The organism is Streptomyces sp. NPDC058308, assembly GCF_042880275.1.
Taxonomy (GTDB): Bacteria; Actinomycetota; Actinomycetes; order Streptomycetales; family Streptomycetaceae; genus Streptomyces.
The window spans coordinates 464,053-488,157 of record NZ_JBHVZA010000002.1; the positions used below are offsets into that span (position 1 = coordinate 464,053).

The 24,105-nt window shown below is 72.3% G+C and carries 20 protein-coding genes; 13 read left to right on the plus strand and 7 right to left on the minus strand.

Annotated features, from left to right (window positions below; translation table 11 throughout):
• Window positions 1–219 precede the first annotated feature (219 nt).
• Window positions 220–1,059: a hypothetical protein gene (locus ACFVYL_RS04700; protein WP_389712845.1), complete on the minus strand. Its 840-nt coding sequence runs from the start codon at window positions 1,057–1,059 to the stop codon at window positions 220–222.
• Between the two features lie 87 nt (window positions 1,060–1,146).
• Between ACFVYL_RS04700 and ACFVYL_RS04705 the strand changes: the two genes are divergently transcribed.
• The 6 genes from ACFVYL_RS04705 (at window position 1,147) to aceE (ending at window position 10,901) form a co-directional block, all read left to right on the plus strand.
• Window positions 1,147–1,929 carry an adenosylcobinamide-GDP ribazoletransferase gene (locus tag ACFVYL_RS04705; protein ID WP_389712846.1) on the plus strand — a complete coding sequence of 261 codons (783 nt, stop codon included), beginning with the start codon at window positions 1,147–1,149 and terminating at the stop codon, window positions 1,927–1,929.
• 147 nt (window positions 1,930–2,076) lie between these two features.
• Window positions 2,077–3,630 (plus strand): leucyl aminopeptidase, encoded by a 1,554-nt coding sequence (locus ACFVYL_RS04710; RefSeq protein ID WP_389712847.1) that lies wholly within the window; start codon window positions 2,077–2,079, stop codon window positions 3,628–3,630.
• 297 nt (window positions 3,631–3,927) lie between these two features.
• A complete protein-coding gene (lpdA, locus tag ACFVYL_RS04715) occupies window positions 3,928–5,316 on the plus strand; it encodes a dihydrolipoyl dehydrogenase (RefSeq protein WP_389712848.1) in 1,389 nt (462 codons plus the stop codon).
• A 63-nt stretch (window positions 5,317–5,379) separates the two neighbouring features.
• Window positions 5,380–7,161, plus strand: coding sequence for a 2-oxoglutarate dehydrogenase, E2 component, dihydrolipoamide succinyltransferase (sucB, locus tag ACFVYL_RS04720; protein ID WP_389712849.1), 1,782 nt, complete (start codon window positions 5,380–5,382; stop codon window positions 7,159–7,161).
• A 143-nt stretch (window positions 7,162–7,304) separates the two neighbouring features.
• Window positions 7,305–7,928, plus strand: a complete 624-nt coding sequence (locus ACFVYL_RS04725) for a GntR family transcriptional regulator (protein ID WP_389712850.1) — start codon at window positions 7,305–7,307, stop codon at window positions 7,926–7,928.
• A 276-nt stretch (window positions 7,929–8,204) separates the two neighbouring features.
• Window positions 8,205–10,901, plus strand: a complete 2,697-nt coding sequence (aceE, locus tag ACFVYL_RS04730; RefSeq protein ID WP_389712851.1) for a pyruvate dehydrogenase (acetyl-transferring), homodimeric type — start codon at window positions 8,205–8,207, stop codon at window positions 10,899–10,901.
• A 142-nt stretch (window positions 10,902–11,043) separates the two neighbouring features.
• Here the strand turns inward: aceE and ACFVYL_RS04735 are convergent, their stop codons facing one another.
• Both ACFVYL_RS04735 and ACFVYL_RS04740 read right to left on the minus strand, forming a co-directional pair.
• Window positions 11,044–12,015, minus strand: a complete 972-nt coding sequence (locus ACFVYL_RS04735) for a helix-turn-helix transcriptional regulator (protein ID WP_389712852.1) — start codon at window positions 12,013–12,015, stop codon at window positions 11,044–11,046.
• Between the two features lie 30 nt (window positions 12,016–12,045).
• Window positions 12,046–12,990, minus strand: a complete 945-nt coding sequence (locus ACFVYL_RS04740; RefSeq protein ID WP_389712853.1) for an SDR family oxidoreductase — start codon at window positions 12,988–12,990, stop codon at window positions 12,046–12,048.
• A 134-nt stretch (window positions 12,991–13,124) separates the two neighbouring features.
• On the opposite strand from ACFVYL_RS04740, the gene ACFVYL_RS04745 reads away from it, so the two are divergent.
• Window positions 13,125–13,646 (plus strand): DUF4240 domain-containing protein, encoded by a 522-nt coding sequence (locus ACFVYL_RS04745; RefSeq protein ID WP_389713008.1) that lies wholly within the window; start codon window positions 13,125–13,127, stop codon window positions 13,644–13,646.
• 33 nt (window positions 13,647–13,679) lie between these two features.
• On the opposite strand, the gene ACFVYL_RS04750 is transcribed toward ACFVYL_RS04745, so the two are convergent.
• Window positions 13,680–14,486, minus strand: coding sequence for an SDR family NAD(P)-dependent oxidoreductase (locus ACFVYL_RS04750; protein WP_389712854.1), 807 nt, complete (start codon window positions 14,484–14,486; stop codon window positions 13,680–13,682).
• Window positions 14,487–14,568: 82 nt separating this feature from the next.
• On the opposite strand from ACFVYL_RS04750, the gene ACFVYL_RS04755 reads away from it, so the two are divergent.
• On the plus strand, window positions 14,569–15,270 hold the full coding sequence (locus ACFVYL_RS04755; protein ID WP_389712855.1) for a TetR/AcrR family transcriptional regulator: 702 nt from the start codon (window positions 14,569–14,571) through the stop codon (window positions 15,268–15,270).
• A 26-nt stretch (window positions 15,271–15,296) separates the two neighbouring features.
• Here ACFVYL_RS04755 and ACFVYL_RS04760 read toward each other — a convergent pair whose 3' ends face one another.
• Together ACFVYL_RS04760 and ACFVYL_RS04765 are read right to left on the minus strand one after the other, a co-directional pair.
• Entirely contained in the window at window positions 15,297–16,556 is a 1,260-nt protein-coding gene (locus tag ACFVYL_RS04760) for a SpoIIE family protein phosphatase (RefSeq protein ID WP_389712856.1), read from the minus strand.
• Between the two features lie 122 nt (window positions 16,557–16,678).
• Window positions 16,679–17,167 (minus strand): GNAT family N-acetyltransferase, encoded by a 489-nt coding sequence (locus tag ACFVYL_RS04765; RefSeq protein ID WP_389712857.1) that lies wholly within the window; start codon window positions 17,165–17,167, stop codon window positions 16,679–16,681.
• A gap of 78 nt (window positions 17,168–17,245) precedes the next feature.
• Between ACFVYL_RS04765 and ACFVYL_RS04770 the strand changes: the two genes are divergently transcribed.
• Entirely contained in the window at window positions 17,246–18,160 is a 915-nt protein-coding gene (locus ACFVYL_RS04770) for a TIGR01777 family oxidoreductase (RefSeq protein ID WP_389712858.1), read from the plus strand.
• Between the two features lie 332 nt (window positions 18,161–18,492).
• Window positions 18,493–19,860 carry an NAD(P)/FAD-dependent oxidoreductase gene (locus ACFVYL_RS04775; RefSeq protein WP_389712859.1) on the plus strand — a complete coding sequence of 456 codons (1,368 nt, stop codon included), beginning with the start codon at window positions 18,493–18,495 and terminating at the stop codon, window positions 19,858–19,860.
• A 125-nt stretch (window positions 19,861–19,985) separates the two neighbouring features.
• Here ACFVYL_RS04775 and ACFVYL_RS04780 read toward each other — a convergent pair whose 3' ends face one another.
• Window positions 19,986–21,431, minus strand: coding sequence for a regulator (locus tag ACFVYL_RS04780; protein ID WP_389712860.1), 1,446 nt, complete (start codon window positions 21,429–21,431; stop codon window positions 19,986–19,988).
• A 217-nt stretch (window positions 21,432–21,648) separates the two neighbouring features.
• On the opposite strand from ACFVYL_RS04780, the gene lipB reads away from it, so the two are divergent.
• The 3 genes from lipB (at window position 21,649) to ACFVYL_RS04795 (ending at window position 24,105) form a co-directional block, all read left to right on the plus strand.
• Window positions 21,649–22,479, plus strand: coding sequence for a lipoyl(octanoyl) transferase LipB (lipB, locus tag ACFVYL_RS04785; RefSeq protein ID WP_389712861.1), 831 nt, complete (start codon window positions 21,649–21,651; stop codon window positions 22,477–22,479).
• 130 nt (window positions 22,480–22,609) lie between these two features.
• A complete protein-coding gene (locus tag ACFVYL_RS04790) occupies window positions 22,610–23,575 on the plus strand; it encodes a lipoyl synthase (protein WP_389712862.1) in 966 nt (321 codons plus the stop codon).
• Window positions 23,576–23,901: 326 nt separating this feature from the next.
• Window positions 23,902–24,105, plus strand: coding sequence for a hypothetical protein (locus ACFVYL_RS04795; RefSeq protein ID WP_389712863.1), 204 nt, complete (start codon window positions 23,902–23,904; stop codon window positions 24,103–24,105).

Genomic DNA, 24,105 nt, shown 5'->3' on the forward strand with positions numbered 1-24,105 from the left:
GGTCGTCGACACCGGCCCCTCGGCGGCCGTCGTCGCCCTCGCCGTCTACGTGTGCTGGCGCTACCGGGCGTACTTCACCGCGGCCCTGGTGAGCGCCCTGATGGTCGTCGAGGTGCTCGTCAAGAACAACCTCGCGGGCAAGGAGCACATCGCCGCCATCGTCGTCGTGCTCGTGCTCGTGCTGTGCGTGAGCTGGGCCGTACGTCACCGGGGCGACGGTCACCGGGGTGGCGGCGGCACCCGCTCCGGATCCGGCTCGGACGCGTCCGACGGGGCCCCCTCCGGCGGGGCTCCTTCCGACGGGCCGGACACCGGCTTCGGCCCGTCGGGCGAGAAGCCGCCGATCCAGTCCTGAAGCTTGCGGCGCGGGCCCGCCCAGCGGCGGTCGTGCCGGAAGGCGCGCAGTCCCGCACGCGCGCGTGCCCGGTGCCGGTTGCGGTAGAACCGCCGCGCCCACGCCGAGCCGGGCCGGGCGAGGCGGATCGCGCCGACCAGCGCGACGAACGGGACCACCATGCCGATCAGGGCGGTCCGCAGCTTGCCCTTGAGGAGCGCGACCAGGGAGAAGCCGCAGTTGATGCCGACGTTCAGCGCGAACAGGGCGCGGTTGTGGCGCTCCATGGGGGTCAGGTCGTTCACCCCGAACGGCGTGAAGCCGGTGAGCACGAGCACCACAAGGGCGGCCGTGAGCATCACGACCTCGACGCTCTTGCGGCCCTGCTCGCTCCAGTAGACGTCGTCGAGGTGGAGGATCAGCGCGAACTCGTCGAGCACGAGCCCCGCGCCGATCCCGAAGATGACGGCGGCGTACAGCGGCCCCGCGCCGTGCCGCCCCGCGGCCACCGCCCAGAACCCGCCGACCAGCATCAGGAAGATCCCCGGCACGACGTGGTGGATGTGCACCTCGCCGGTGCTGATGTTCCTGAACGGCCCCTTGCCCGCCCTGATCAGCCGCGTGATGGTCCGGGTGACCACGAACGAGCCCACGAAGGAGAGCAGCGCGAGCAGCAGCGGCAGCTTTCCCGGCTCGACGATGTTCCGGTACCACCAGTCGTTCATGCGGCCCACCAGTCGTTCATGCGCCCATCCTCCGTCCCCCCAGAGTGATCCGCAGGGCGGCGGGTTCCGCCGGGGTAGCCTGCCGCGGTGTCCAGAACCTCCCCCGCCGACGGCATACGTTTCGCCTTCGGCACGCTCACCGCGCTCCCCGTCCGGGTCACCCGCTGGGACCGCGACGCCGCCCGCGCAGGCCTGCAGTGCGCCCCCCTCGCCGGTCTGGTGACCGGGCTCTGCGCGGCGGCGCTCGGCGGCGCGCTGACGCTGCTCGGCGCGGGGCCGCTGCTCGCCGCCGTCGCGACCGCCGCGGTCCCGGCCGCGCTCACCCGCGGCCTGCACCTCGACGGCCTCGCCGACACCGCCGACGGCCTCGGCAGCGCCAGGCCCGCCGAGGACGCGCTGCGCATCATGAAGCAGTCCGACATCGGCCCCTTCGGCGTCATCACCCTGCTCTTCGTGCTGCTCGCCCAGGTCGCCGTGCTCTTCCAGCTCTACGAGGCGTCCTGGCTCCGCGGCGCCGTCGCCGCCGTCGTCTCGGCGACCGCCGCGCGCCTCGCCCTCACCCTTGCCGCACGCGACGGAGTGCCCCCGGCCCGGCCCGAGGGTCTCGGCGCCGCCGTCGCGGGGGTCGTCCCGCGCGGCCGCGCGCTCGGCGTCGCGGCCGTCGTCGTGTGCGGGGCGGCGGCCGTGGGCGTGCCGCTCGGGGCGGCCGACGCCGTACGGGGCGCTGTGGCCGTCGTTCTCGCGCTGGGCACCGCGGAGTTGCTGCTGCGGCACTGCGTACGGCGGTTCGGCGGGGTCACCGGAGACGTGTTCGGCGGCCTCGCGGAAACGGCGGCGACCGCCTCGCTCGTGGTCCTCGCACTCGGTTGACGCCCAGGTCCGGCGGAACCCCGGCAATCCGTCCACCGCGCCGAACACACACAGTGAGGCGCACCGCAGCGCTCACGGGCGTAGGCTCGCGACGGGTTCACCACCCCACAGCCCGCCGAAACCCAACCGAAAGAGGACCTCACCACCGTGACTGCTCTGACTCTCAGCACCGCCGCCGCGACCGGCCTGCGCGCCGACGCGATCGTCGTCGGTGTCGCGAAGGGCGCTGGATCCAAGGGGGACCTGGTCGTCGCCCCCGGCGCCGAGGCCGTGGACAAGGCGTACGACGGCAAGCTCGCGTCCATCCTGGAGACCCTCGGCGCCTCGGGCGGCGAGGGTGAGGTGACGAAGCTTCCCGCGCCGTCCGGTTTCAAGGCCCCGGTCGTCGTCGCGATCGGTCTCGGCGAGGTACCGGAGAAGGACGAGACGTACGGCACGGACGCGCTGCGCCGCGCCGCCGGTGTCGCCGCGCGCGCCCTGACCGGTTCGAAGAAGGCCGCGTTCGCGCTGCCCGTCGAGGACGCCGAGGGCCTGGGCGCCGTCGCGGAGGGCGCGCTCCTCGGCGCGTACTCCTTCGACGCCTACAAGGACCAGGGCGACGCCAAGTCCAAGAAGAACGGCAAGAACGGCAAGGACGCCAAGGCGCCGCTCGCCGAGGTCGCCCTGCTCGGCGCCAAGCCCCGCGACAAGGCGCACAAGGCCGCGATCGAGCGCGCCACGGCCGTGGCCGAGGAGCTCAACCGCGCCCGCGACCTGGTCAACACCCCGCCGAACGACCTCAGCCCCGAGGCCTTCGCCGCCGTCGCCCAGGCCGCGGCCAAGGAGCACGGCATCAAGGTCCAGGTGCTCGACGAGAAGGCGCTCGCCAAGGGCGGCTTCGGCGGCATCCTCGGCGTCGGCGTGGGCTCCGACGCCCCGCCGCGCCTGGTGAAGCTCTCGTACACGTCGTCCAAGGCGAAGAAGCACCTCGCCTTCGTCGGCAAGGGCATCACGTACGACTCGGGCGGCATCTCGCTGAAGCCCGCCGGTCACAACGAGACCATGAAGTGCGACATGGCCGGTGCCGCCGCCGTCTTCGCGGCCGTCATCAGCGCCGCGCGCCTGGGCCTCGAGGTGAACGTCACCGGCTGGCTGGCGCTCGCCGAGAACATGCCGTCCGGCTCCGCGACCCGTCCCGGCGACGTCCTGCGGATGTACAGCGGCAAGACCGTCGAGGTCCTCAACACCGACGCCGAGGGCCGCCTGGTCCTGGCCGACGCGATCGCCAAGGCCTCCGAGGACGAGCCCGACGCGATCGTCGACGTGGCGACGCTGACCGGCGCCATGATGATGGCGCTCGGCAACCGCACCTTCGGCATCATGTCCAACGACGACGCCTTCCGTACGTCGGTGCACGAGATCGCCGAGGAGGTCGGCGAGCCGTCCTGGCCGATGCCGCTCCCCGCCGACCTGCGCAGGGGCATGGACTCCCCCACCGCCGACATCGCCAACATGGGCGAGCGCATGGGCGGTGGCCTGGTGGCCGGCCTCTTCCTGCAGGAGTTCGTGGGCGAGGGCATCACCTGGGCCCACCTGGACATCGCGGGCCCGGCCTTCCACGAGGGTGCCCCCTACGGCTACACCCCCAAGGGCGGCACCGGCTCCGCGGTGCGCACCCTGGTCCGGCTGGCCGAGCACACCGCCGCGGGCGACCTGGGCTGATCCGCACACGTCGGGGCGGGGCCCCGGACGCTCCCGCGTCCGGGGCCCCGCCCGATTTCGCCCTCGACGAAATCCGTGTGTTCGAACACAGCGGTGACCCGTCGGGACGGCGGATCAGACGTCTCACAGCCTGGCCCGGCGTCCCGTCTCCCGTCGACAAGTGCGAAGATGGGTTCTCGGCAGGACAGGGCCCCCACCACAGGGCCGAAAAAAGAGCGGCCGAACACCAGCCGACCGACCGGTCGTCCCCCGCGAAAAGGGGTCCGGCGTACGGCGCACATGCATGGAGGACGTGACGTGGCGAACGACGCCAGCACCGTTTTCGACCTAGTGATCCTCGGCGGCGGTAGCGGCGGTTACGCCGCGGCGCTGCGCGGAGCGCAGCTGGGCCTGGACGTCGCCCTGATCGAGAAGAACAAGCTCGGCGGCACCTGCCTGCACAACGGCTGCATCCCCACGAAGGCGCTGCTGCACGCCGGCGAGATCGCCGACCAGGCACGCGAGGCCGACCAGTTCGGCGTGAAGGCCACCTTCGAGGGCATCGACATGGCCGCCGTCCACAAGTACAAGGACGACGTGATCTCGGGCCTGTACAAGGGCCTGCAGGGCCTCGTGGCCTCCCGCAAGGTGACGTACATCGAGGGCGAGGGCAAGCTCTCGTCGCCGACCTCCGTGGACGTGAACGGTCAGCGCGTCCAGGGCCGCCACGTCCTCCTCGCGACCGGCTCCGTGCCGAAGTCGCTGCCGGGCCTGGAGATCGACGGCAACCGCATCATCTCCTCGGACCACGGCCTGACCCTGGACCGCGTGCCGAAGTCCGCGATCATCCTGGGCGGCGGCGTCATCGGCGTCGAGTTCGCCTCGGCGTGGAAGTCCTTCGGGGCCGACGTCACGGTCATCGAGGGCCTGAAGCACCTCGTGCCCGTCGAGGACGAGAACAGCTCCAAGCTTCTTGAGCGCGCGTTCCGCAAGCGCGGCATCAAGTTCAACCTCGGCACGTTCTTCGAGAAGGCCGAGTACACGCAGGACGGCGTCCGCGTGACCCTCGCCGACGGCAAGACCTTCGAGGCCGAGGTCCTCCTGGTCGCCATCGGCCGCGGCCCGGTCTCGCAGGGCCTCGGCTACGAGGAGCAGGGCGTCGCCATGGACCGCGGCTACGTCCTCGTCGACGAGTACATGCAGACCAACGTCCCGACGATCTCGGCCGTGGGCGACCTGGTGCCGACCCTCCAGCTCGCGCACGTCGGCTTCGCCGAGGGCATGCTGGTGGCGGAGCGCCTGGCCGGGCAGAAGCCCGTCCCGGTCGACTACGACGGCGTGCCCCGGGTGACGTACTGCCACCCCGAGGTCGCCTCCGTGGGCATCACCGAGGCCAAGGCCAAGGAGATCTACGGCGCGGACAAGGTCGTCGCCCTCAAGTACAACCTCGCGGGCAACGGCAAGAGCAAGATCCTCAAGACCGCGGGCGAGATCAAGCTCGTCCAGGTCAAGGACGGTGCCGTGGTGGGCGTCCACATGGTGGGCGACCGCATGGGTGAGCAGGTCGGCGAGGCCCAGCTGATCTACAACTGGGAAGCGCTGCCGGCCGAGGTCGCCCAGCTCATCCACGCCCACCCGACCCAGAACGAGGCGCTCGGCGAGGCCCACCTGGCCCTGGCGGGCAAGCCGCTGCACTCCCACGACTGACCTTCGGTCACTCGGGCGCGACGACCAGACTTTCCGCAATTTTCGTAAGGAGCAACTGAAACCATGGCGGTTTCCGTATCCCTTCCGGCGCTCGGCGAGAGCGTCACCGAGGGCACTGTCACCCGTTGGCTGAAGGCCGAGGGCGAGCGCGTCGAGGCCGACGAGCCGCTGCTCGAGGTGTCGACCGACAAGGTCGACACCGAGATCCCCTCCCCCGCCGCGGGCATCCTGGCCTCCATCAAGGTCGCCGAGGACGAGACCGTCGAGGTCGGCGCCGAGCTCGCCGTCATCGACGACGGCTCGGGCGACGCGGGCGGCTCGGCCGCTCCGGCGCAGGAGGAGGCCCCGGCCGCCCCCGCCCAGGAGGAGGCCCCGAAGCAGGAGGAGGCCCCGGCGCAGGCCGAGGCTCCCGCCGCCCCCGCCCCGTCCGGCGGTTCCGCCGAGGGCACCGAGGTCACCCTGCCCGCGCTCGGTGAGTCGGTCACCGAGGGCACCGTCACCCGCTGGCTGAAGGAGGTCGGCGAGGAGGTCGCGGCCGACGAGCCCCTCCTGGAGGTCTCGACGGACAAGGTCGACACCGAGATCCCCTCGCCGGTCGCGGGCGTGCTGCTCGAGATCGTCGTCGGTGAGGACGAGACCGCCGAGGTCGGCGCCAAGCTCGCCGTCATCGGTGCGCCCGGCGCTGCTCCGGCCCCGGCCAAGGAGGAGGCCCCGGCCGCCCCCGCGCAGCAGGAGACCCCGAAGCAGGAGGCTCCCAAGCAGGAGGCCGCCCCGGCTCCGGCCCAGCCCGCCGCTCCGGCCGCCCCGGCCGCGCAGGCTCCGGCCGCTCCGGCCAAGCCTGCCGCTCAGGCCCCGGCCCCGGCTCAGCCCGCTGCCCCGGCTCCCGCCGCCCCGGCCCAGGCCACCCCGGCCGACGACGGTGCCTACGTGACCCCGCTGGTCCGTAAGCTCGCGTCCGAGAACGGCGTGAACCTCTCCGAGGTCACCGGCTCCGGTGTGGGCGGTCGCATCCGCAAGCAGGACGTCATCGCCGCCGCCGAGGCCAAGAAGTCCGCCCCGGCTCCGGCCGCCGCCGCTGCCCCGGCCGCCTCCTCGAAGGCCCCGGCCCTGGAGGTCTCGCCGCTCCGCGGCCAGACGGTCAAGATGACCCGCATGCGCAAGGTCATCGGCGACAACATGATGAAGGCGCTGCACTCGCAGGCCCAGCTGACCTCGGTCGTCGAGGTCGACATCACCAAGCTGATGAAGCTGCGCGCCAAGGCGAAGGACTCCTTCGCGGCCCGCGAGGGCGTCAAGCTCTCGCCGATGCCGTTCTTCGTCAAGGCCGCCGCCCAGGCGCTGAAGGCCCACCCGGTCATCAACGCCCGGATCAACGACGACGAAGGCACCATCACGTACTTCGACTCGGAGAACATCGGCATCGCCGTGGACGCCGAGAAGGGTCTGATGACGCCGGTCATCAAGGGCGCGGGCGACCTGAACATCGCCGGTATCTCCAAGAAGACCGCCGAGCTGGCCGGCAAGGCCCGTGGCGGTGGCCTCACCCCGGACGACATGTCCGGCGCGACCTTCACGATCTCCAACACCGGTTCGCGCGGCGCCCTGTTCGACACGGTCATCGTGCCGCCGAACCAGGCCGCGATCCTCGGCATCGGTGCCACGGTGAAGCGTCCGGTCGTCATCAACCACCCGGACCTCGGCGAGACCATCGCCGTGCGGGACATGACGTACCTGTCGCTCTCCTACGACCACCGTCTGGTGGACGGCGCGGACGCCGCCCGCTACCTGACCGCGGTCAAGGCGATCCTGGAGGCGGGCGAGTTCGAGGTCGAGCTCGGCCTGTAGTTCCAGCCGCACCGCGCGTCTGTAACACTCGTCTCATCAGCGCGTACGCCCCCGTCCGGAGTTATCCGGACGGGGGCGTCGCCGTATTGTCTAGGGGTCACTACGCCCTGGGGCGCCTGCCTGCCCCTGCCTGAGGAGCTCACATGACCGCGCCCGTCGTCCACTCGCTGCGCGAACAGATCCGCGAGCACATCGTGGAGGGGATCGTCAGCGGGCGATGGAAGCCGGGCGAGCGCATCGTGGAGCGCCGGATCGCCGTGGAGCTCGAGGTGTCCCAGACCCCCGTGCGGGAGGCACTGCGGGAGCTGGAGACGCTGCGGCTGATCGAGTCGGCGCCCAACAAGGGCGTACGCGTTCGCAATCTCTCCGCCGCCGACCTGGAAGAGAGCTACCCGGTCCGTGCGGGTCTGGAGGCCATCGCCGCCGAGCTCGCGGCCGAGCGGCTCGCCGAGAACTGCTCGGCCCTTGAGCCCCATGTCGCGGCCCTCTACGAGGCGGACCGGGCCTCCGACGGCACGGCCCAGGTGCGCCACACCGTAGGTTTCCACCGGGAACTGGTGCGCGCCGCGGACAACTCCGTCCTCCTGCACACCTGGGAGGGCCTCGGCATCGAGGTCTTCACCGCCCTGTCGATCCGCTGGCTCGGCACGGTCCAGCAGTCGTACGCGGAGGAGCACGAGGCGCTGGTCTCCGCGTTCCGGCGCCGTGATCCCGCGATCGCCGAGCTGGTCAAGTCCCATGTGCTGGGGTGCGCGCCGCGCGCGTGACACCCGCGCTCATCCGTGGCGCCCTGCCTCCAAACGTGCTCCCACCTGCGTAAACCCTTCAAATCGAAGGCACCGCGTGCCCGCTTTGCTGGCACCGAATGCCTACTTTCTCGGTATAGAGAGGTTTTCGCCTTCAACCCTTTGATCGATCATCGATCACGGAGTTAGAGTCTCCGACGGGCTCTCACCAGAGCCTTACGCCCTGTCCTGCCAAGAACCGGGCACCCCCACCCCTTACCGAACAGGGGACCCCCTCCGACTCAGGAAGGCGGCGACATGACCGACCCCTCCGCAATCCAGCCGAGCGAGCTCGACCAGCTCCCGGACCGCGACCCCGAGGAGACCGCCGAATGGCAGGCCTCCCTGGACGCCGTCACCGAGGCGGCCGGGCCGCACCGTGCCGCGTACCTGATGCGCCGCACGCTGGAGCGTGCCGAGGGCGCGGGCCTTGCGCTGCCCAAGCTCCTCGAGACGGATTACGTCAACACCATCCCCACCTCCGCTGAGCCGGCCATTGACGGCGACGAGGAGATGGAGCGGAAGATCACCGCGTGGAACCGCTGGAACGCGGCCGCGATGGTCACCCGCGGCTCCAAGCACGGTGTCGGCGGCCACATCGCGACCTTCGCGTCCGCGGCCTGGCTGTACGAGACCGGCTTCAACCACTTCTTCAAGGGCAAGGAGGGTGACGGATCGGGTGACCAGCTCTACATCCAGGGCCACGCCTCCCCCGGCATCTACGCCCGCGCCTTCCTCGACGGCCGCCTGAACGAGGCGCAGCTCGACAACTTCCGGCAGGAGGCGGGCGGCAACGGCCTGCCCTCCTACCCGCACCCGCGCCGCCTGCCCTGGCTGTGGGAGTTCCCGACCGTCTCCATGGGTCTCGGTCCGCTCTCCGCCATCTACCAGGCGCGCTTCAACCGGTACCTCACCAACCGCGGCATCAAGGACGTCTCGGCCTCGCACGTGTGGGCGTTCCTCGGTGACGGCGAGATGGACGAGCCCGAGTCGACGGCGGCCCTCGCACTGGCCGCGCGTGAGGGTCTCGACAACCTCACGTACGTCATCAACTGCAACCTGCAGCGTCTCGACGGCCCGGTCCGCGCCAACTTCCGCGTGGTCCAGGAGCTGGAGGCCCAGTTCCGCGGCGCCGGCTGGAACGTCGTCAAGGTCCTGTGGGGCAACGCCTGGGACGAGCTCTTCCAGCTCGACACCAACGGCGCCCTGGTCCGCCGCCTGCGCGAGGTGCCGGACGCGCAGTTCCAGACGTACGCGACGCGCGACGCGGCCTATATCCGCGAGCACTTCTTCGGCTCCGAGCCCGCGCTCGTCGAGCTGGGCAAGCTGCTCAGCGACGACAAGATCAGCGAGTGCTTCCACCTCTCGCGCGGCGGCCACGAGGCCCGCAAGGTCTACGCGGCCTACCGTGCGGCGCTCACCCACAAGGGCGCGCCGACCGTGATCCTCGCGCAGACGGTCAAGGGCTTCACCCTCGGCAAGGGCTTCGAGTCCAAGAACGCCAACCACCAGATGAAGAAGCTCACGGTGGACGAGTTCAAGGACATGCGCGACCTCCTCGAACTGCCCATCCCGGACAGCGCGTTCGTCGACGGCCAGGTGCCCTACGGCCACCCGGGCGCCGACTCCCCCGAGGTCCGCTACCTCCAGGAGCGCCGCGCCGCGCTCGGCGGTCCGGCCCCGGCCCGCCGCACGCAGCCGCTCGCCCCGCTGCCCGCCGCCGCGGACAAGGCCTTCGCCTCCTTCGACAAGGGCTCGGGCTCCCAGTCGGTGGCGACGACCATGGCGTTCGTACGCCTGGTCAAGGACCTCGTACGCGACAAGCAGACCGGCAAGCGCTGGGTGCCGATCGTCCCCGACGAGGCGCGCACCTTCGGCATGGAGTCGCTGTTCCCCTCGCTCGGCATCTACTCGCCGAAGGGCCAGACGTACGAGCCGGTCGACCGCGACCAGCTGATGTACTACAAGGAGGCCAAGGACGGCCAGATCCTCAACGAGGGGATCACCGAGGCCGGTTCGATGGCGGACTTCATCGCCGCGTCCACGTCGTACGCGACGCACGGCGAAGCGATGATCCCCTTCTACATCTTCTACTCGATGTTCGGCTGGCAGCGCACGGCCGACCAGATGTGGCAGCTCGGTGACCAGCTCGGCCGCGGCTTCCTGGTCGGCGCCACGGCCGGCCGCACGACGCTGACGGGTGAGGGTCTGCAGCACGCGGACGGCCACTCGCCGGTGATCGCCGCGACGAACCCCGCCGCGCTCTCGTACGACCCGGCGTTCGCCTACGAGATCGCCGCGATCGTCAAGGAGGGTCTGCGCCGCATGTACGGCGAGGCCGCTCCCGGTGAGGACCAGAACGTCTTCTACTACCTCACCGTCTACAACGAGCCGATGCCGCAGCCCGCGAAGCCCGCGGGCGTCGACGAGGGCATCATCAAGGGCCTGTACCGCTTCAACACGGCCGAGACGGCGGGTCACTCCCCCGCTGCCAACGCCTCGCGCATCCAGCTCATCGGCTCCGGCACGGCCATCCACTGGACCCTTGCCGCGCAGAAGATGCTCGCCGAGGAGTGGGGCGTGGCCGCCGACGTGTGGTCCGCGACGTCCTGGACCGAGCTGCGCCGCGACGCCCTGGAGGCCGACGAGGCCCTCCTGCGCGGCGAGGAGCGGGTGCCCTACATCCGTACGGCGCTCGACGGCGCCCAGGGACCGGTGCTCGCGGTCTCCGACTACATGCGCCAGGTTCCCGACCAGATCGCGCAGTGGGTCGAGCAGGACTACTCCTCGCTCGGCGCGGACGGCTTCGGCCTCTCCGACACCCGCGACGCCGCGCGCCGCCACTTCGGCATCGACGCGGAGTCGATCGTCGTCGCCGCGCTGGCGCGGCTCGCCCGCCGCGGCGAGGTGCCCGCTTCCGCGGTGAAGGAGGCCCGGGCCAAGTACGGGCTGTAGCCTTCGGCCTGATGCGGGCCCCTCGTCCTGCTCCCCCGTCCGGGGGGGTGGGTGGGGGGCCCGCTTCTTTTTCGCGCTCGCCGTAGTGTCTGGCCCGGGTGTCCGCCGCTTCGCGGCGGAGTTCCCCCACCCGCCCGCCCTGTTACTCGTAGAGGTCGGACATGTGGCGGGACGCCTCTGTGAAGCGGGCTCTCAGGGACGGCGGGGACAGCACCTCCGCCTCCGGGCCAAGGGCCATGAGCTGGGTGTAGGCCACCGTCTCGTTCTCGACGGGCAGCGTCAGCGTGACCCGGCCCTCCTCGTCCGGGGCGCCCGCCTCGTCCAGCGCCTCGCGCACGGACACGGCGTCGACAGCGTACGGAAGCTGCCGTACGCCCGCCTCGGAGAGCCGGAGCACGACCTCGGAGCGCAGGATGGCCCGCGCGAACTGCGCGGCCCGCTCCTCCCAGAAGCCCGGCAGGTCGAACTCCTCGTCGCGTACGAAGCGTTCCGCGCCGGCCTCGGCCGCGGTGAAGCGGTCGACGCGGTAGACGCGGAACGAATCCGTCTCGGGCACCCGCGCGCACAGGTACCAGACGCCCGCCTTGAGCACGAGGCCGTAGGGCTCCAGCTCCCGCTCCACCTCGGTGTCCTCGCGCCGGTAGCGGGCCAGGACGCGCCGGTCGTCCCAGACGGCGTCCGCCAGCGGGGGCAGCAGCTCCGGCGCGGGGATCTCCTTGAACCACCCCGGCGCGTCCAGGTGGAACCGCTGCGACGCGTTCTGCGAGGCGTCGCGGAGCGAGGGCATCAGCGCCGCCGACACCTTGAGACGGGCCGCCGACGCCGCGTCCTGAAGGCCCATCTCCCGCAGTGCGCCCGGCACCCCGGAGAGGAACAGCGCCTCGGCCTCGCTGCGCCCGAGCCCGGTCAGCCGCGTGCGGTAACCGCCGATGAGGCGGTAGCCGCCGGTGCGTCCCCGGTCCGCGTAGACCGGGACGCCGGCCTCCGAGAGCGCCTGCGCGTCGCGGGTGATGGTCCGCTCGGAGACTTCGAGTTCGGCAGCGAGTTCGGCGGCGGTCATGGCGGGGCGGGCCTGGAGCAGGAGCACCATCTTGATGAGGCGGGCAGCGCGCATGCGCCCATGATGCCGCGCGTCGGGGGTGCCCTAGCGGTAGCCCGTGACGTCCGCCGTCCCGCTCTCCTGGTCGACCTCCGTGATGTACCGCCAGGCGTCCGGCGCCGAGCCGTCCACGTCCGTGAAGCCGTACTCCTTGGCGAGGCCGCCGCTGGAGAGGGACGCGCCGTTGTGGCGGGCCACGTCCGGGTCGGCGGCCAGGGCGACGAGCGCGCGGCCCACGAACGCGGGCGTCTCGGAGATCGCGAAGTGCGGGTTCTGCGCGGTGCCCGCCCGCCAGTTCTCCTCGGTCACCTTGAAGTGCGTGTCGAGCATGGCCTCGGAGCGCAGCCAGCCGGGCGTCAGGCAGAGCGCCGTGCAGCCGTACTCCTTCACCTCCTCGGCGAGGTCGCGCGCCATGCGCAGCGGGGACGCCTTGGCGAGGTCGTAGTAGAAGGGCTTGCGGTAGTTGGGGCCGTTGTACGCGGCGGTGCCGTCGGTGACCTCGACGACCAGGCCGCCGGAGTTCCTGATGAGCAGCGGCAGCGCGTACCGGCTGGTGACGATGTGGGTCTCGATGCCGAGGCGCAGGATGCGCAGCCCCTTGTCGAGGTCGTGCTCCCACATCTTCTTGTCCCACTCGACGTGCAGGTCGCCGCCCCAGATGTCGTTGACCAGGATGTCCAGGCGGCCCCGCTCGCGGTCGACGCGCTCGACGAGGGCACGGACCTGCTCGGGTTCCAGGTGGTCGGTGGGGACGGCGACCCCCTTGCCTCCTGCTGCGTCGACCAGTTCGGCGGTCTCCTCGATGGTCTCGGTGGCGCGGCCGGTCTCGCTGATGTGCTCGCGGGTGGTCCGGCCCGTCACGTACACGGTGGCGCCGGCGCGGCCGAGCTCCACGGCCATGGCGCGGCCCGCGCCGCGGGTGGCGCCCGCGACGAGGGCGGTCTTGCCGGTCAGGGGCTGGTGGGTCTCCATGTCCTTGAAGGTCTCCATGTCCTTGAGGCTTCCACCAAAAGCCGACAGCTCCTGTCGGTTTTTCCAAGGGCATGTGCGCGGATAACGAGACAGCCGCATTCCGGCGCACTCCGCGTGCGCCCCCACCCTCAAGGACCGATGCTTGTCCCGTGATGGACGAGACGGAGTTCTGGGAGATCGTGGACAGCACCCGCGAGGCCGCCGACGGCGACCCCGAGGACCACGCCGAGCTGCTCGTCGAGAGACTGCTGCAGTCCGACCCGGACTCCGTCCTCGACTTCGCCCGTCACTTCGAGGCCCGCTACAACCGCGCCTACCGCTGGGACCTGTGGGGCGCGGCGTCGGTACTGCTCGGGGGCGCGAGCGACGACGCCTTCGACTACTTCCGGTGCTGGCTGATCGGCCAGGGCCGGGAGGTCTTCGAGGGCGCCGTGCACGACCCGGACGCGCTCGCCGACCTCCTGGACGACTTCGACGAGGAGCTCGACGGCGACGGCGAGGAGCTCGGCTACGCGGCGGACGAGGCGTACGAGCAGCTCACCGGCGACGTCGCCCCCGACCTGGGCCTCCCTCCGGCCCCACCGGAGCCGGCCGGCACACCGGTCGACTTCGAGGACGAAGCGGCGCTGGCACGGACCTACCCGAAGCTGTGGGACCGCTTCATGGGGGAGTGAGCCGGGGCGCCCCGACGGGCGCGCACCCGCGGCTCAGTAGTGGGTGCCGCCGTCGACGCGGACCTCCGTGCCGGTGATGAAGCGGCCGTCGTCCGAGGCGAGCATCGCGACGACGGAGGCGACGGTCTCGGGACCGGCGAAGCCCTGGCCGAGCGCGGGGGCGAGCTTCACGAAGAGGCCCATGTCGGCGTCCTCGGGCAGGCCGGGGCCGACGCTCCGCCTGCTGGCGCCGGAGCCGTCCGTCATCCCGGAGGAGATGGAGCCGGGCTGCACGGCGGTGAAGCGGATGCCCTGCTTGCCGTACTCGGCGGCGAGGGCGTGCGTCATGGACTGGATGCCGCCCTTGCTCGCCGCGTACGCCGCCATGTACGGGTGGGCGAACATCGCGGACGTCGAGCTGAAGTTGACGACGGCCGGGCCCTCGCCCCGCAGCAGCGCCGGGATCGCCTCACGGATCATCAGGAAGGTGCCGGTGAGGTTGACGGCGATGACCTGGTTGAAGGCGTCGAGGGTGGTCTCGTGGGTGTGCGAGGAGCGCAGGATGCCCGCGGCGTTCACCAGGACGTCCAGGCCGCCGAGCGCGCCGGTGGCGGCGGCGACGCCCGCACGGACCGAGGCCTCGTCCGCGATGTCCACGACGAGGGTGGTGAGGCGCTCCGCGGCGGCTCCGGCCTTGGTGACGGTGTCCTTCAGGCCGTCCTCGCTCACGTCGGCGGCGGCCACCGTGCCGCCCTCGGCCAGCATGCGCAGCACGGTCGCCTGACCGATGCCGGACCCGGCGCCGGTGACCAGGGCGCGACGCCCCTCGTAACGGTTCAGGGTCTGCACGGGGCTCTGCATGGCGTTCTCCCACTCTCACAACGGACGCACTGTCCCGTAACACGTTACGCCTGGGTGGCACGTTGTGCCACATCGACTCAGAATGCCTTCCTGTCGTTCCCGGCGTAAGGTGCGACGGGTGAACACCCCCCGGCCGGCCACCCCACCGCCCCTCTCCCTCACGGAGCGCCGCAAGCTGGCCACCCAGCTGGAGATCGCGCACGCCGCCGCCGAACTCTTCACCGCGCACGGGCCCGACGGCACCACCGCCGAGGCCATCGCGGACCGGGCCGGGGTCGCGCTGCGCACCTTCTACCGGTACTTCCGCAGCAAGCAGGACGCGGTGGGCCCGCTTCTCACCGTCGGAGGGGAGCGCTGGCGGGCGCTGCTGGCCGCGAGCGAGCCGGGCGCGGGACTGCCCGACGCCCTGCGCAGCGCGGTCGCCGAGGCCCTCTCGGCGCCGGACGAGGCCGCCGCGGCCGGGCTGCGCCAAGCCCGCGGCCTGCTCCGCGCGGCCGCCGACGACCCGGCGCTACGGGCGGTCTGGTACCGCGTCAATCAGGAGTCCGAGGAGAAGCTGCGTCCCGTCGTGGCGGACCTCGCGGAGCTCGCGGGCGGGGGCGCACAGCCCCTGGAGATCCGCCTCGCCGCGGCCGCGGCCACGGACGCGATCCGGATCGCCCTGGAGACCTGGGCGGAGTCGGACGCCGATGTCACGGGCCCCGGCTCCCCCGCGGACCTCGCGGTGCGGTGCCTGCGGCAGCTCATGGGCGGAATGAAGGTGCTTACGCGGCCGGAGCAGTGAGGGGCGGGCGTCCGGCGGCCGGAGTTCTACGGGGTCTCCGGGCCGTGCGGGGTCTCCGGGCCCTGCGGGGTCTTCGGGCCGTACGGGGTCTTCGGGCCGTGCAGGGTCTTCGGGTCGTACGGGCTCTTCGGGTCGTACGGGGTCTCCGGGTCCTCCGAGCCGTCCGGCAGCCCGTAAGGACCCGGCGCGAACACCATCAGCGTCACGTCGTCGCGCACGCGCCCCGCGTAGCCGACGACGTCCCGCCACACCCGCTCGGCGAGCCCGCCCGGGTCGTCCACGAGCCCCGCGTCCGTCTTGAGCATGCCGACGAGCCGGTCGACCAGTGGGTAGAACGCGCCTGCGGTGTCCCGCGCCTCGCTCACGCCGTCGGTGAGGCCGAGCAGGCGGTCCCCGCCGAGCAGCGGAACCGTCAGCTCCTCGGGCGGTGCGAGCCCCGCGATGCCGAGGCCGAGCGGCGGCCCTGACGGCACGGCCAGCTCGGTGACCTCGGAGCCGCGCAGCAGCAGGGGCGGCGGGTGGCCGCAGGAGACGACACGCACCACGGAGGCGTCGTCGGGGAACTCCAGGAGCACCGCCGTCGCGAACAGTTCCGCGTGCTCCTGCCCCGCCGAGTCGACCACGAGCCTGCGGTCTAGCTGGGCGGCCACCCCCACGAGGTCCGGCTTGTCGAGGACCGCCTCGCGGAACGCGCCGAGCAGCGCGGCGACCGTGCCGACCGCCGCGAGCCCGTGACCCTGCACGTCGCCGACGAGGGCCCGCACCCCGTGCGGCCCCCGGCGTACGTCGAAGAAGTCGCCGCCGACCAGCGACTCGTGCTGCGCCGCCTCGTACAGGCCCGCGCACCGCACCCTGCCGACCCACTCCTGGAGCGGGGGCAGGACCGCGAACTGGGCCGCCTCCGCGACCGTGCGGACCGTCACGAGCTGGGCCTCGCGGCGGCTGCGCACCCATGCGAAGACGACGCTGAGCAGCGAGACGAAGGCGATCGTGAGCTCGTCGCTGTTACCGGGATGGCCGAGGCCGAAGGCCGGCAGGGAGAGCAGTACGACGACGGCGCCGCCGACCACGGCGGTGGCGGCGGGCCCGTACGAGAGGGCGGCGAGCGGCGGGACGGCCGCGACCAGGAAGCCGAGGTCGACGGTCTTCGGGGTGACCAGCTGGACCAGGAAGATCGCGAGCAGGAGCAGCGGCGGGGGCCAGCGCACCCAGGGCGGGGGTGGCGTCCCGCGCAGCAGCCAGTCGCGCTGGTCCGCGTCGCGCCGTCTGGCCGCAGCCCTGATCATCTCTTCACGCTCCTACGCGCGCGGTGCCTCCGCACGCCGGGCCGGTCCGTCGGGTGCGGCGCGCCGGGGAGGCGTGCGCACCCGTGGAAGGTCTTGGAAGCTCAGAGGGACCGCCCTCCCGTTCAGAGGGGGCGGCCCATGAGGACGTCGTCGACGTACGCGCCGTCGAGCAGGAACTCGCCGGGCAGTACGCCCTCGATGACGAATCCCTCGGCCTCGTAGAGCTTCCGGGCTGGAGTGTTGTGCCCTAGGACCCGCAGGGTGATGCGTCGGGCGCCCTGCCGGCGTGCCTCGTCCATGGCCGCCCGGATCAGCCGCGTGCCGATGCCCCGGCCGCGCACCTCCTCGGCGACGACGAAGCCCTGGATCTGTCGTACGTGCGCGTTGACCAGGAGCGGAGTGGGGTAGCCGAGCTTCACATAGCCGACGATCCGCCCGTCCAGCACGACGACCAAGTGGTCGTGGGGCCCGAAACGGTCGTTGAAGAACGGCTCATAGGGGGGCTCGGGGCGGGGCTGGACCGCGTGCAGGGTGGACCAGGCGGCGCGGTCGAGGCGGGCGAGCTCGTCGTCGTCCTCCGGCCGAGCGGTGCGTATGTGCATGTCCGACATGGCGCCACTGTACGGCGGCCGGGGAACGCGCCGTTCCGGGCTCGCGCGGCAGGTGCCGTCCCGGCCCCTCGGGGCAGGATGGAACCCATGGAAACCACACAGTCACGCGTCGCCGTGGCCGGCTCCTCCGGGCTCATCGGTACGGCGCTCACCCGCTCGCTCGCCGCCGACGGGCACGACGTGGTGCGCCTGGTGCGCAGAGCGGCCCGCGGCAAGGACGAGGTGCGCTGGGACCCCAAGGAGGGGTACGTCGACACGGCCGGGCTCGCCGACTGCTCCGTGGTCGTCAATCTCGCGGGCGCGGGCATCGGCGACCACCGCTGGACGGACGCGTACAAGCGGGAGCTGCGGGACAGCAGGGTCCTTGGCACCTCGGCGCTCGCCACCGCCATGGCCTCCCTCGACGAGCCGCCGCGGGTCTTCCTGAACGCGAGCGCGATCGGCTACTACGGAGACACCGGTCGCCGCGCGGTGGACGAGAGCGCCCCCGCGGGGACGGGGTTCCTGCCGTCGCTGTGCGTGGAGTGGGAGGAGGCGACGGCGCCCGCGCGCGAGGCGGGCATCCGGACCGTCATCGCCCGCAACGGCCTCGTGATCGGCAGCGGGGGCGGGGCCTGGGGCCGTCTCTTCCCGCTCTTCAAGGCGGGGCTCGGCGGCCGCCTCGGTGACGGCCGGCAGTTCTGGAGCTACATCTCCCTGCACGACGAGGTGGCCGCGCTGCGCCACCTCATCGACACGGAGTCGCTGTCGGGCCCGGTCAACCTCACGGCGCCCGATCCGCTCACCAACCGCGAGGTGACGGCCGCGATGGGGCGGGTGCTTCACCGGCCCACGCTCTTCCCGGCTCCGGCGCCCGCGCTGCGCGTGGTGCTCGGCGAGATGGCCGGGGACGTCCTCGGCAGCCAGCGGGTGCTGCCGACGCGGCTCCTGGAGTCGGGATTCACCTTCGCGTTTCCGGGGATCGAGGAGGCGATCCGGTCGGCGTTGAAATGAACCGGCCGGGCGTCTAAGGCTGACGGCGCGGAGCGGGCGGCGGCACGGACCTCACGGCGGAGGGGCGCGGCGGAGGCGCAGCGGCGGGGCGCTGCGGCGGGGCGGGTGCCAGTGGCACAGTCCCCGGCGTACGCCCCTGCCGGGAAGCGTGCGTCCGCCTTCTGTCGCAGGCTCCCCGCGCCACCCACGTGCGACCCGTGTGCGACCGTGCCCGGTGCATGCGCGAGTGCCGCTGACCGGAACCGCTCCTACCCTCGTGCCGAACTCGGGTATTCCAGAGCGCTGTCGGGGGCATCAGCTCCCCATCAGCCGCGCGACCTCGGGAGGGGCACGTGCCAGAGCCTGCGCACCATGCGGATGTCGTCATCGTGGGAGCCGGGGCCGCCGGGCTCTCGGCAGCGCATCGGCTGACCAGCGCCGGTGTAACGACCGTGGTCCTAGAGGCCGCCCCTTACGTCGGCGGCCGGATGTCGACCGAGAAGGTCGACGGATTCCGGCTCGACCGGATCGGGCAGCTCCTCACCACCTCGTATCCGGAACTGCGCCGCACCCCGGGACTCGACTCCCTCGTGCTGCGCCCCTTCGCCCCGGGCCTCCTGGTCCACAGCGACGGGCGGCACCACCGTGCCGCCGCGCCCAAGGCCGGACGGAGCGCGAGGGGCGCACTCACGACAGCGCGCGCCCTCGCGAGCGCCCCCCTCGGCCCCGCGCGGGCCGCCCTGAACCCCGCGCGGGCCGCCCCCGGGACGGCGCCCCGCCCCGCCCCCCTCGGCAACTCCCTCGACCAAGCCCGGCTCGGCGCCGCCCTGGCCCGCCTCGCCGCGACGCCCGTCGAGCGCCTCCTCACCCGGCCCGAACTCCCGGCAAGAAACGCCCTCTCCGCCCGCGGACTGCCCTCCCGCACCATCGATGGCTTTCTGCGCCCGCTGCTCTCCGCGCTGCTCTGCGACCCCGGCCTGACCACCTCAAGCCGGTGCGCGGACCTCGCCCTGCACGCCTTCGCGCGCGGTCGCCTCTGCGTGCCCGAGGGCGGCGCCGACGTCCTGCCCGACCTCCTCGCCGCCACCCTGCCCCCCGGCACCGTCCGCACCGGCGTCCGCGTCACCTCGGTCTCCACGAGCTCCGTCGGGACCGCCGAGCACGGGGAGTTCCCGTGCCGTGCCGTCCTCCTCGCCACCGACGCGCGCGCCGCCTCCGAGCTCCTCCCCGGCCTGCGCGTACCGCCGTTCCACGAGGTGACGGTGTTCCACCACACCGCGCCCGAGCCGCCGCTCGACGGTGCCGCGCTGCTCCTGGACGCGGACCGCGCGGGCCCGGTCGCCCACACCTCGGTCATCAGCCAGGTCGACCCGTCGCGCGCCCCCGCCGACCGCGTCCTGGTCTCCTCGACGGTCCTCGGCCCGCCACCGGACGAGCGCGCCGTACGCACCCACCTCGCCGCGCTCTACGGCACCCCGACGCACCGCTGGGAACTGCTCGCCGTCCACCACACCCGCGAGGCCGTGCCCGCGATGCCGCCCCCGCACGACGTGCGGCGCCCGGTCCGCCTGCTCTCCGGGCTCTACGTCTGCGGGGACCACCGGGACACCAGCACCGTCCAGGGCGCCCTGCACTCGGGGCGGCGCGCGGCCCACGCCGTCCTGACGGACTTCGGCATCACCTTCGCGTACGCCCAGGAGTCACTGCCCACCGCGGCCTGACCCATCCGGTCTCCCGCTGCCGCCGCGCCCCATCGGCACGGGCGCCGCCGGGCGGCTGTCACCCTGCCCGGCGGCGCCCGTCCACCGCATCCACGCTGTCCGGTCCGAGTGGCCCCGGGCCGGCGTCAGCCCAGCGCCGCCACCTTGTCCCGGTACCCGCGGACCGGGCCCGCGTCCCGGTACGGCTCCAGGCGCCGCTCGAATTCGCGTACGTACTCGTGGGCCCGCGCGGACCGCATCTCCCCCGCTGCCTGCGCGGCCTCAGCGCCCAGCTGGCAGGCGTGCTCCAGCTCGCCGAGACCGAGCCGCGCGGTCGCGAGGACCACCCGGCAGAAGAGGCGGGAGCGCGCGAAGGCGGGGGCGCGCAGCTGGAGCGAACGCTCGGCGTACTGGGCCGCGGCCCGGTACTGCTGCAGATCGCGGTAGCTGTGCCCGAACTCGTCCGCCAGCTGCGCCTCGTCGAAGAACCGCGCCCAGTGCGGCACTTCGTCACCGGGTCGGGCCGCCTCCAGGGACCGCTCCGCCCGCGCGAGGGACGCCGTGCAGGCCCGCACCTCGCCGAGCACCCCGTGCCCGCGCGCCTCCGCCGAGTACAGCAGGGCCTGCACGACATGCGGCGCCGCGGAGCCGACGCCCTGCTGGGCCACCCGCGCGAGCTGCACCGCCTCGCGTCCATGCCCGAGGTAGACGGCCTGACGGCTCATCGTGACCAGGACGTACGAGCCGTACGCCCGGTCGCCCGCCGCCTGGGCCAGGCGCAGCGCCTGGACGTAGTACCGCTGGGCCAGTCCGTGCGCCGCGATGTCGTACGAGGTCCAGCCCGCGAGCCGGGTCAGATCGGCGGCGGCCGCGAAGAGCCGCCGCCCGGCCTGCTCTCCGTAGACCCCGCGGAGCATCGGCTCGGCCTCGTGCTCCAGGTAGCGGACCAGTGCCTGCCTGGCGTGCCCGCCGCCGTAGGCGTGGTCGAGCGCGCGGAACAGCTCGCCCACCGAGCGCAGCGCCGCGATGTCGCCGTTGCTGACCCGCTGTCCCGGGCCGCGCTCGGGGCCCTGCCGCTGCCGGGGCAGAGCGGGGCGCCCCTGAGCGGGGACGCGGACGTGGGACGGGTCGACCTCCCCGCGCCCCACGCGTTCGTCGGCGCGGCCGATGAGCCAGTCCCGGCTCGGCACCACGAGCCCGGCCGGGGTGAACGCGATCTTCCGCAGCTCGGCGTGGCTACCGGAGTCCTTGCGCCAGAGTCCGCCGACGATGTCGACGGCCTCCTCGGGGCTGGCCGCGAACTCCAGCCCCGCGTACACCGGGGCGCACGCGTCGAGACCGAGGTCCTGGGCGGACAGGCGCCGCCCGAGCCGTCTGGTGAAGACCTCGGCGATGAGCGCGGGTGTGGTGCCTCTGGGCTGTTGCCCGCGCAGCCACCGGGTCACTGATGTCTTGTCGTAACGCAGGTCGAGACCGTGCTCGAGCCCCAGCTGGTCGACACGGCGCGCGAGGCCCGCATTGGAGAACCCGGCTTCCGCGATGAGCGCGGCTAGCTGGCGGTTGGGGGTGCGCTGCGGGGGTCGTTCCGTCATCGGCTGTGCGGTCTCCTGCCTTCCGGACCTGCTGTGAGCAGCCCTTATGGCCTCGTGGACGGCGTGAATGTAGCGGCCCACACAGCCTGTCGACGCACCTTCCTCCGGCATTCATCCGATCGTGTGAGGAACCCGGGCCGAGGTTGCCGCCGGAGGGGGCCCGTACAGTGGCAGAGGCGCGATATGTGCACGGTGAACGTTCAGGGAGGAACCTGCCGTGAGTGAGTTTCGGTTCGTCCGGCTGGGCTTCGGCCCGGACTTCGTGGAGTACCAAGAGGCCTGGGACGAGCAGCGCCGCGTGCACGCCGCCCGCTTCGCCGACGAGACCCCGGACACCTGCCTTCTCCTGGAGCATCCGCCGGTCTACACCGCGGGCCGCAGGACCGAGGACAGCGAACGCCCGCTGGACGGCACCCCCGTCGTCGACGTGGACCGCGGCGGCAAGATCACCTGGCACGGTCCTGGCCAGCTGGTGGGCTATCCCATCCAGAAACTGCCCCGCCCGGTGGACGTCGTAGCACACGTACGCCGCCTGGAAGAGGCTCTTATCCGTACGTGTGCGGAGTTCGGTCTGGAGACCACTCGCGTCGAGGGACGCAGCGGCGTATGGGTCCTGGGCGACCCGGTGGAGCAGCGCCCCGCGCTCGGCGGGCTCTCCCTGGACTTCGACCCGCGCCTCCAGGACGACGAGTTCGACGCCCGGTTCAACGGCCCGGAGTACGCCCCGTCCAACGCGGGCCAGCGCCGCGAGGACCGCAAGATCGCCGCGATCGGCATCCGCGTCGCCAAGGGCGTCACGATGCACGGCTTCGCGCTGAACGTGAACCCGGACAACACCTGGTTCGACCGGATCATCCCGTGCGGCATCCGCGACGCGGGCGTGACGTCCCTCTCGTACGAGCTGGGCCGCGAGATCACCATCGCCGACGTGCTGCCCGTCGCCGAGCGGCACCTGCGGGACGTGCTGGAGAACGCGGAGCTCAAGCCGCGCCTCGTCGAGAAGCCGGCGGCGGACGGGGAGCGGGCCACGGAGCCGGCCTCCGCTTGACAGAGCCCCTCGGGCCCGGGGAATGCACCCCGTTGGCCAGAGGTTGGCCGGAAGTAAGACCGACGACATCACGGGCGTACCCTGGTGTGCGCCGCAGAATCGAAGTTACGCCAGCTAACAGGGAGCCGATGTGTCCGCAGTCGCACCCGACGGACGCAAGATGCTGCGCCTGGAGGTCCGGAACGCCCAGACCCCCATCGAGCGCAAGCCCGAGTGGATCAAGACCCGGGCGAAGATGGGCCCCGAGTACAACGCCCTGCAGAAACTCGTGAAGAGCGAGGGGCTGCACACGGTCTGCCAGGAGGCGGGCTGTCCGAACATCTACGAGTGCTGGGAAGACCGCGAGGCCACGTTCCTCATCGGCGGCGACCAGTGCACGCGGCGCTGTGACTTCTGCCAGATCGACACCGGCAAGCCGCAGGCCCTCGACCGCGACGAGCCGCGCCGCGTCGGCGAGTCCGTCGTCACCATGGACCTGAACTACGCCACGATCACCGGCGTCGCCCGCGACGACCTGGAGGACGGCGGCGCCTGGCTGTACGCGGAGACCGTGCGCCAGATCCACGCGATGACGGCGGAGCGCGCCGAGGGCTATACCAAGGTCGAGCTGCTCATCCCGGACTTCAACGCCGACCCCGACCAGCTGGCCGAGGTCTTCTCGTCCCGCCCCGAGGTCCTCGGGCACAACGTGGAGACGGTGCCGCGCATCTTCAAGCGCATCCGCCCCGGCTTCCGTTACGAGCGCTCCCTCGAGGTCATCACCAAGGCCCGCGAGGCCGGCCTGGTCACCAAGTCCAACCTGATCCTGGGCATGGGCGAGACCCGCGAAGAGGTCAGCGAGGCGCTGCGCCAGCTGCACGAGGCGGGCACCGAGCTCATCACGATCACCCAGTACCTGCGCCCCACGCCGCGCCACCACCCCGTCGAGCGCTGGGTGAAGCCCGCCGAGTTCGTGGAGCTGAAGGAGGAGGCCGAGCAGATCGGCTTCTCGGGCGTCATGTCGGGCCCGCTGGTCCGCTCCTCGTACCGCGCCGGCCGCCTGTACCAGATGGCGATCGAGAAGCGGGGCGCGTACGTGGCCTCGCAGGCGCTCTGACCCTTCGGGCTGGCGCGCCAACCCTTCGAGGCATGGCGCAGGCGCTGTGACGGCGGCACATGCCGGGCACGCACGCACCGTGTGAATCCGCGCACAAGTGACTACCCGCTAGTAGAACCCGCAACGACGCGGTCCGCACGATCCCGCAGGTGACGGGGGTGTACGGGCCGCGTCAGCGTTTTGGGGCCCGGCGTCAGGGTTTCATCGGTGTTTGACCGCCTGGACACGCCCTGGTAACACCAATCAGTGACCCTGGTACTACCGCACGTACAGCCTTACCCATAGCCGCTCCCCCCACCCGAGCCGCTCCCCAGGAGGGCCCCATCATGCAGGCCGCGCCCGTTCGCGCCACCGCCATCCCGTCCGTCTCCGAAGCCCTGCGCGCCGTCGAGTCGCTGCTGATGAGCGGCGGCCAGCGCACCGCACGGCGCAACGCCTGGACTTCCGTACTGGAAGACCGGCGCCGCGCCAAGGACCGGGTCGACGCCCTGCGCGTCCTCGAAGAGGCCGTGACCACCCGCACGTCGTAG

Coding starts and splice junctions, on each gene's coding strand:
- ACFVYL_RS04700 (WP_389712845.1), bottom strand. CDS start 1,059: ATGAACGACTGGTGGTACCGGAACATCGTCGAGCCGGGAAAGCTGCCG.
- sucB (WP_389712849.1), top strand. CDS start 5,380: ATGGCGGTTTCCGTATCCCTTCCGGCGCTCGGCGAGAGCGTCACCGAG.
- ACFVYL_RS04725 (WP_389712850.1), top strand. CDS start 7,305: ATGACCGCGCCCGTCGTCCACTCGCTGCGCGAACAGATCCGCGAGCAC.
- aceE (WP_389712851.1), top strand. CDS start 8,205: ATGACCGACCCCTCCGCAATCCAGCCGAGCGAGCTCGACCAGCTCCCG.
- ACFVYL_RS04735 (WP_389712852.1), bottom strand. CDS start 12,015: ATGCGCGCTGCCCGCCTCATCAAGATGGTGCTCCTGCTCCAGGCCCGC.
- ACFVYL_RS04740 (WP_389712853.1), bottom strand. CDS start 12,990: ATGGAGACCTTCAAGGACATGGAGACCCACCAGCCCCTGACCGGCAAG.
- ACFVYL_RS04745 (WP_389713008.1), top strand. CDS start 13,125: ATGGACGAGACGGAGTTCTGGGAGATCGTGGACAGCACCCGCGAGGCC.
- ACFVYL_RS04750 (WP_389712854.1), bottom strand. CDS start 14,486: ATGCAGAGCCCCGTGCAGACCCTGAACCGTTACGAGGGGCGTCGCGCC.
- ACFVYL_RS04755 (WP_389712855.1), top strand. CDS start 14,569: ATGCCTTCCTGTCGTTCCCGGCGTAAGGTGCGACGGGTGAACACCCCC.
- ACFVYL_RS04760 (WP_389712856.1), bottom strand. CDS start 16,556: ATGATCAGGGCTGCGGCCAGACGGCGCGACGCGGACCAGCGCGACTGG.
- ACFVYL_RS04765 (WP_389712857.1), bottom strand. CDS start 17,167: ATGTCGGACATGCACATACGCACCGCTCGGCCGGAGGACGACGACGAG.
- ACFVYL_RS04770 (WP_389712858.1), top strand. CDS start 17,246: ATGGAACCCATGGAAACCACACAGTCACGCGTCGCCGTGGCCGGCTCC.
- ACFVYL_RS04780 (WP_389712860.1), bottom strand. CDS start 21,431: ATGACGGAACGACCCCCGCAGCGCACCCCCAACCGCCAGCTAGCCGCG.
- ACFVYL_RS04795 (WP_389712863.1), top strand. CDS start 23,902: ATGCAGGCCGCGCCCGTTCGCGCCACCGCCATCCCGTCCGTCTCCGAA.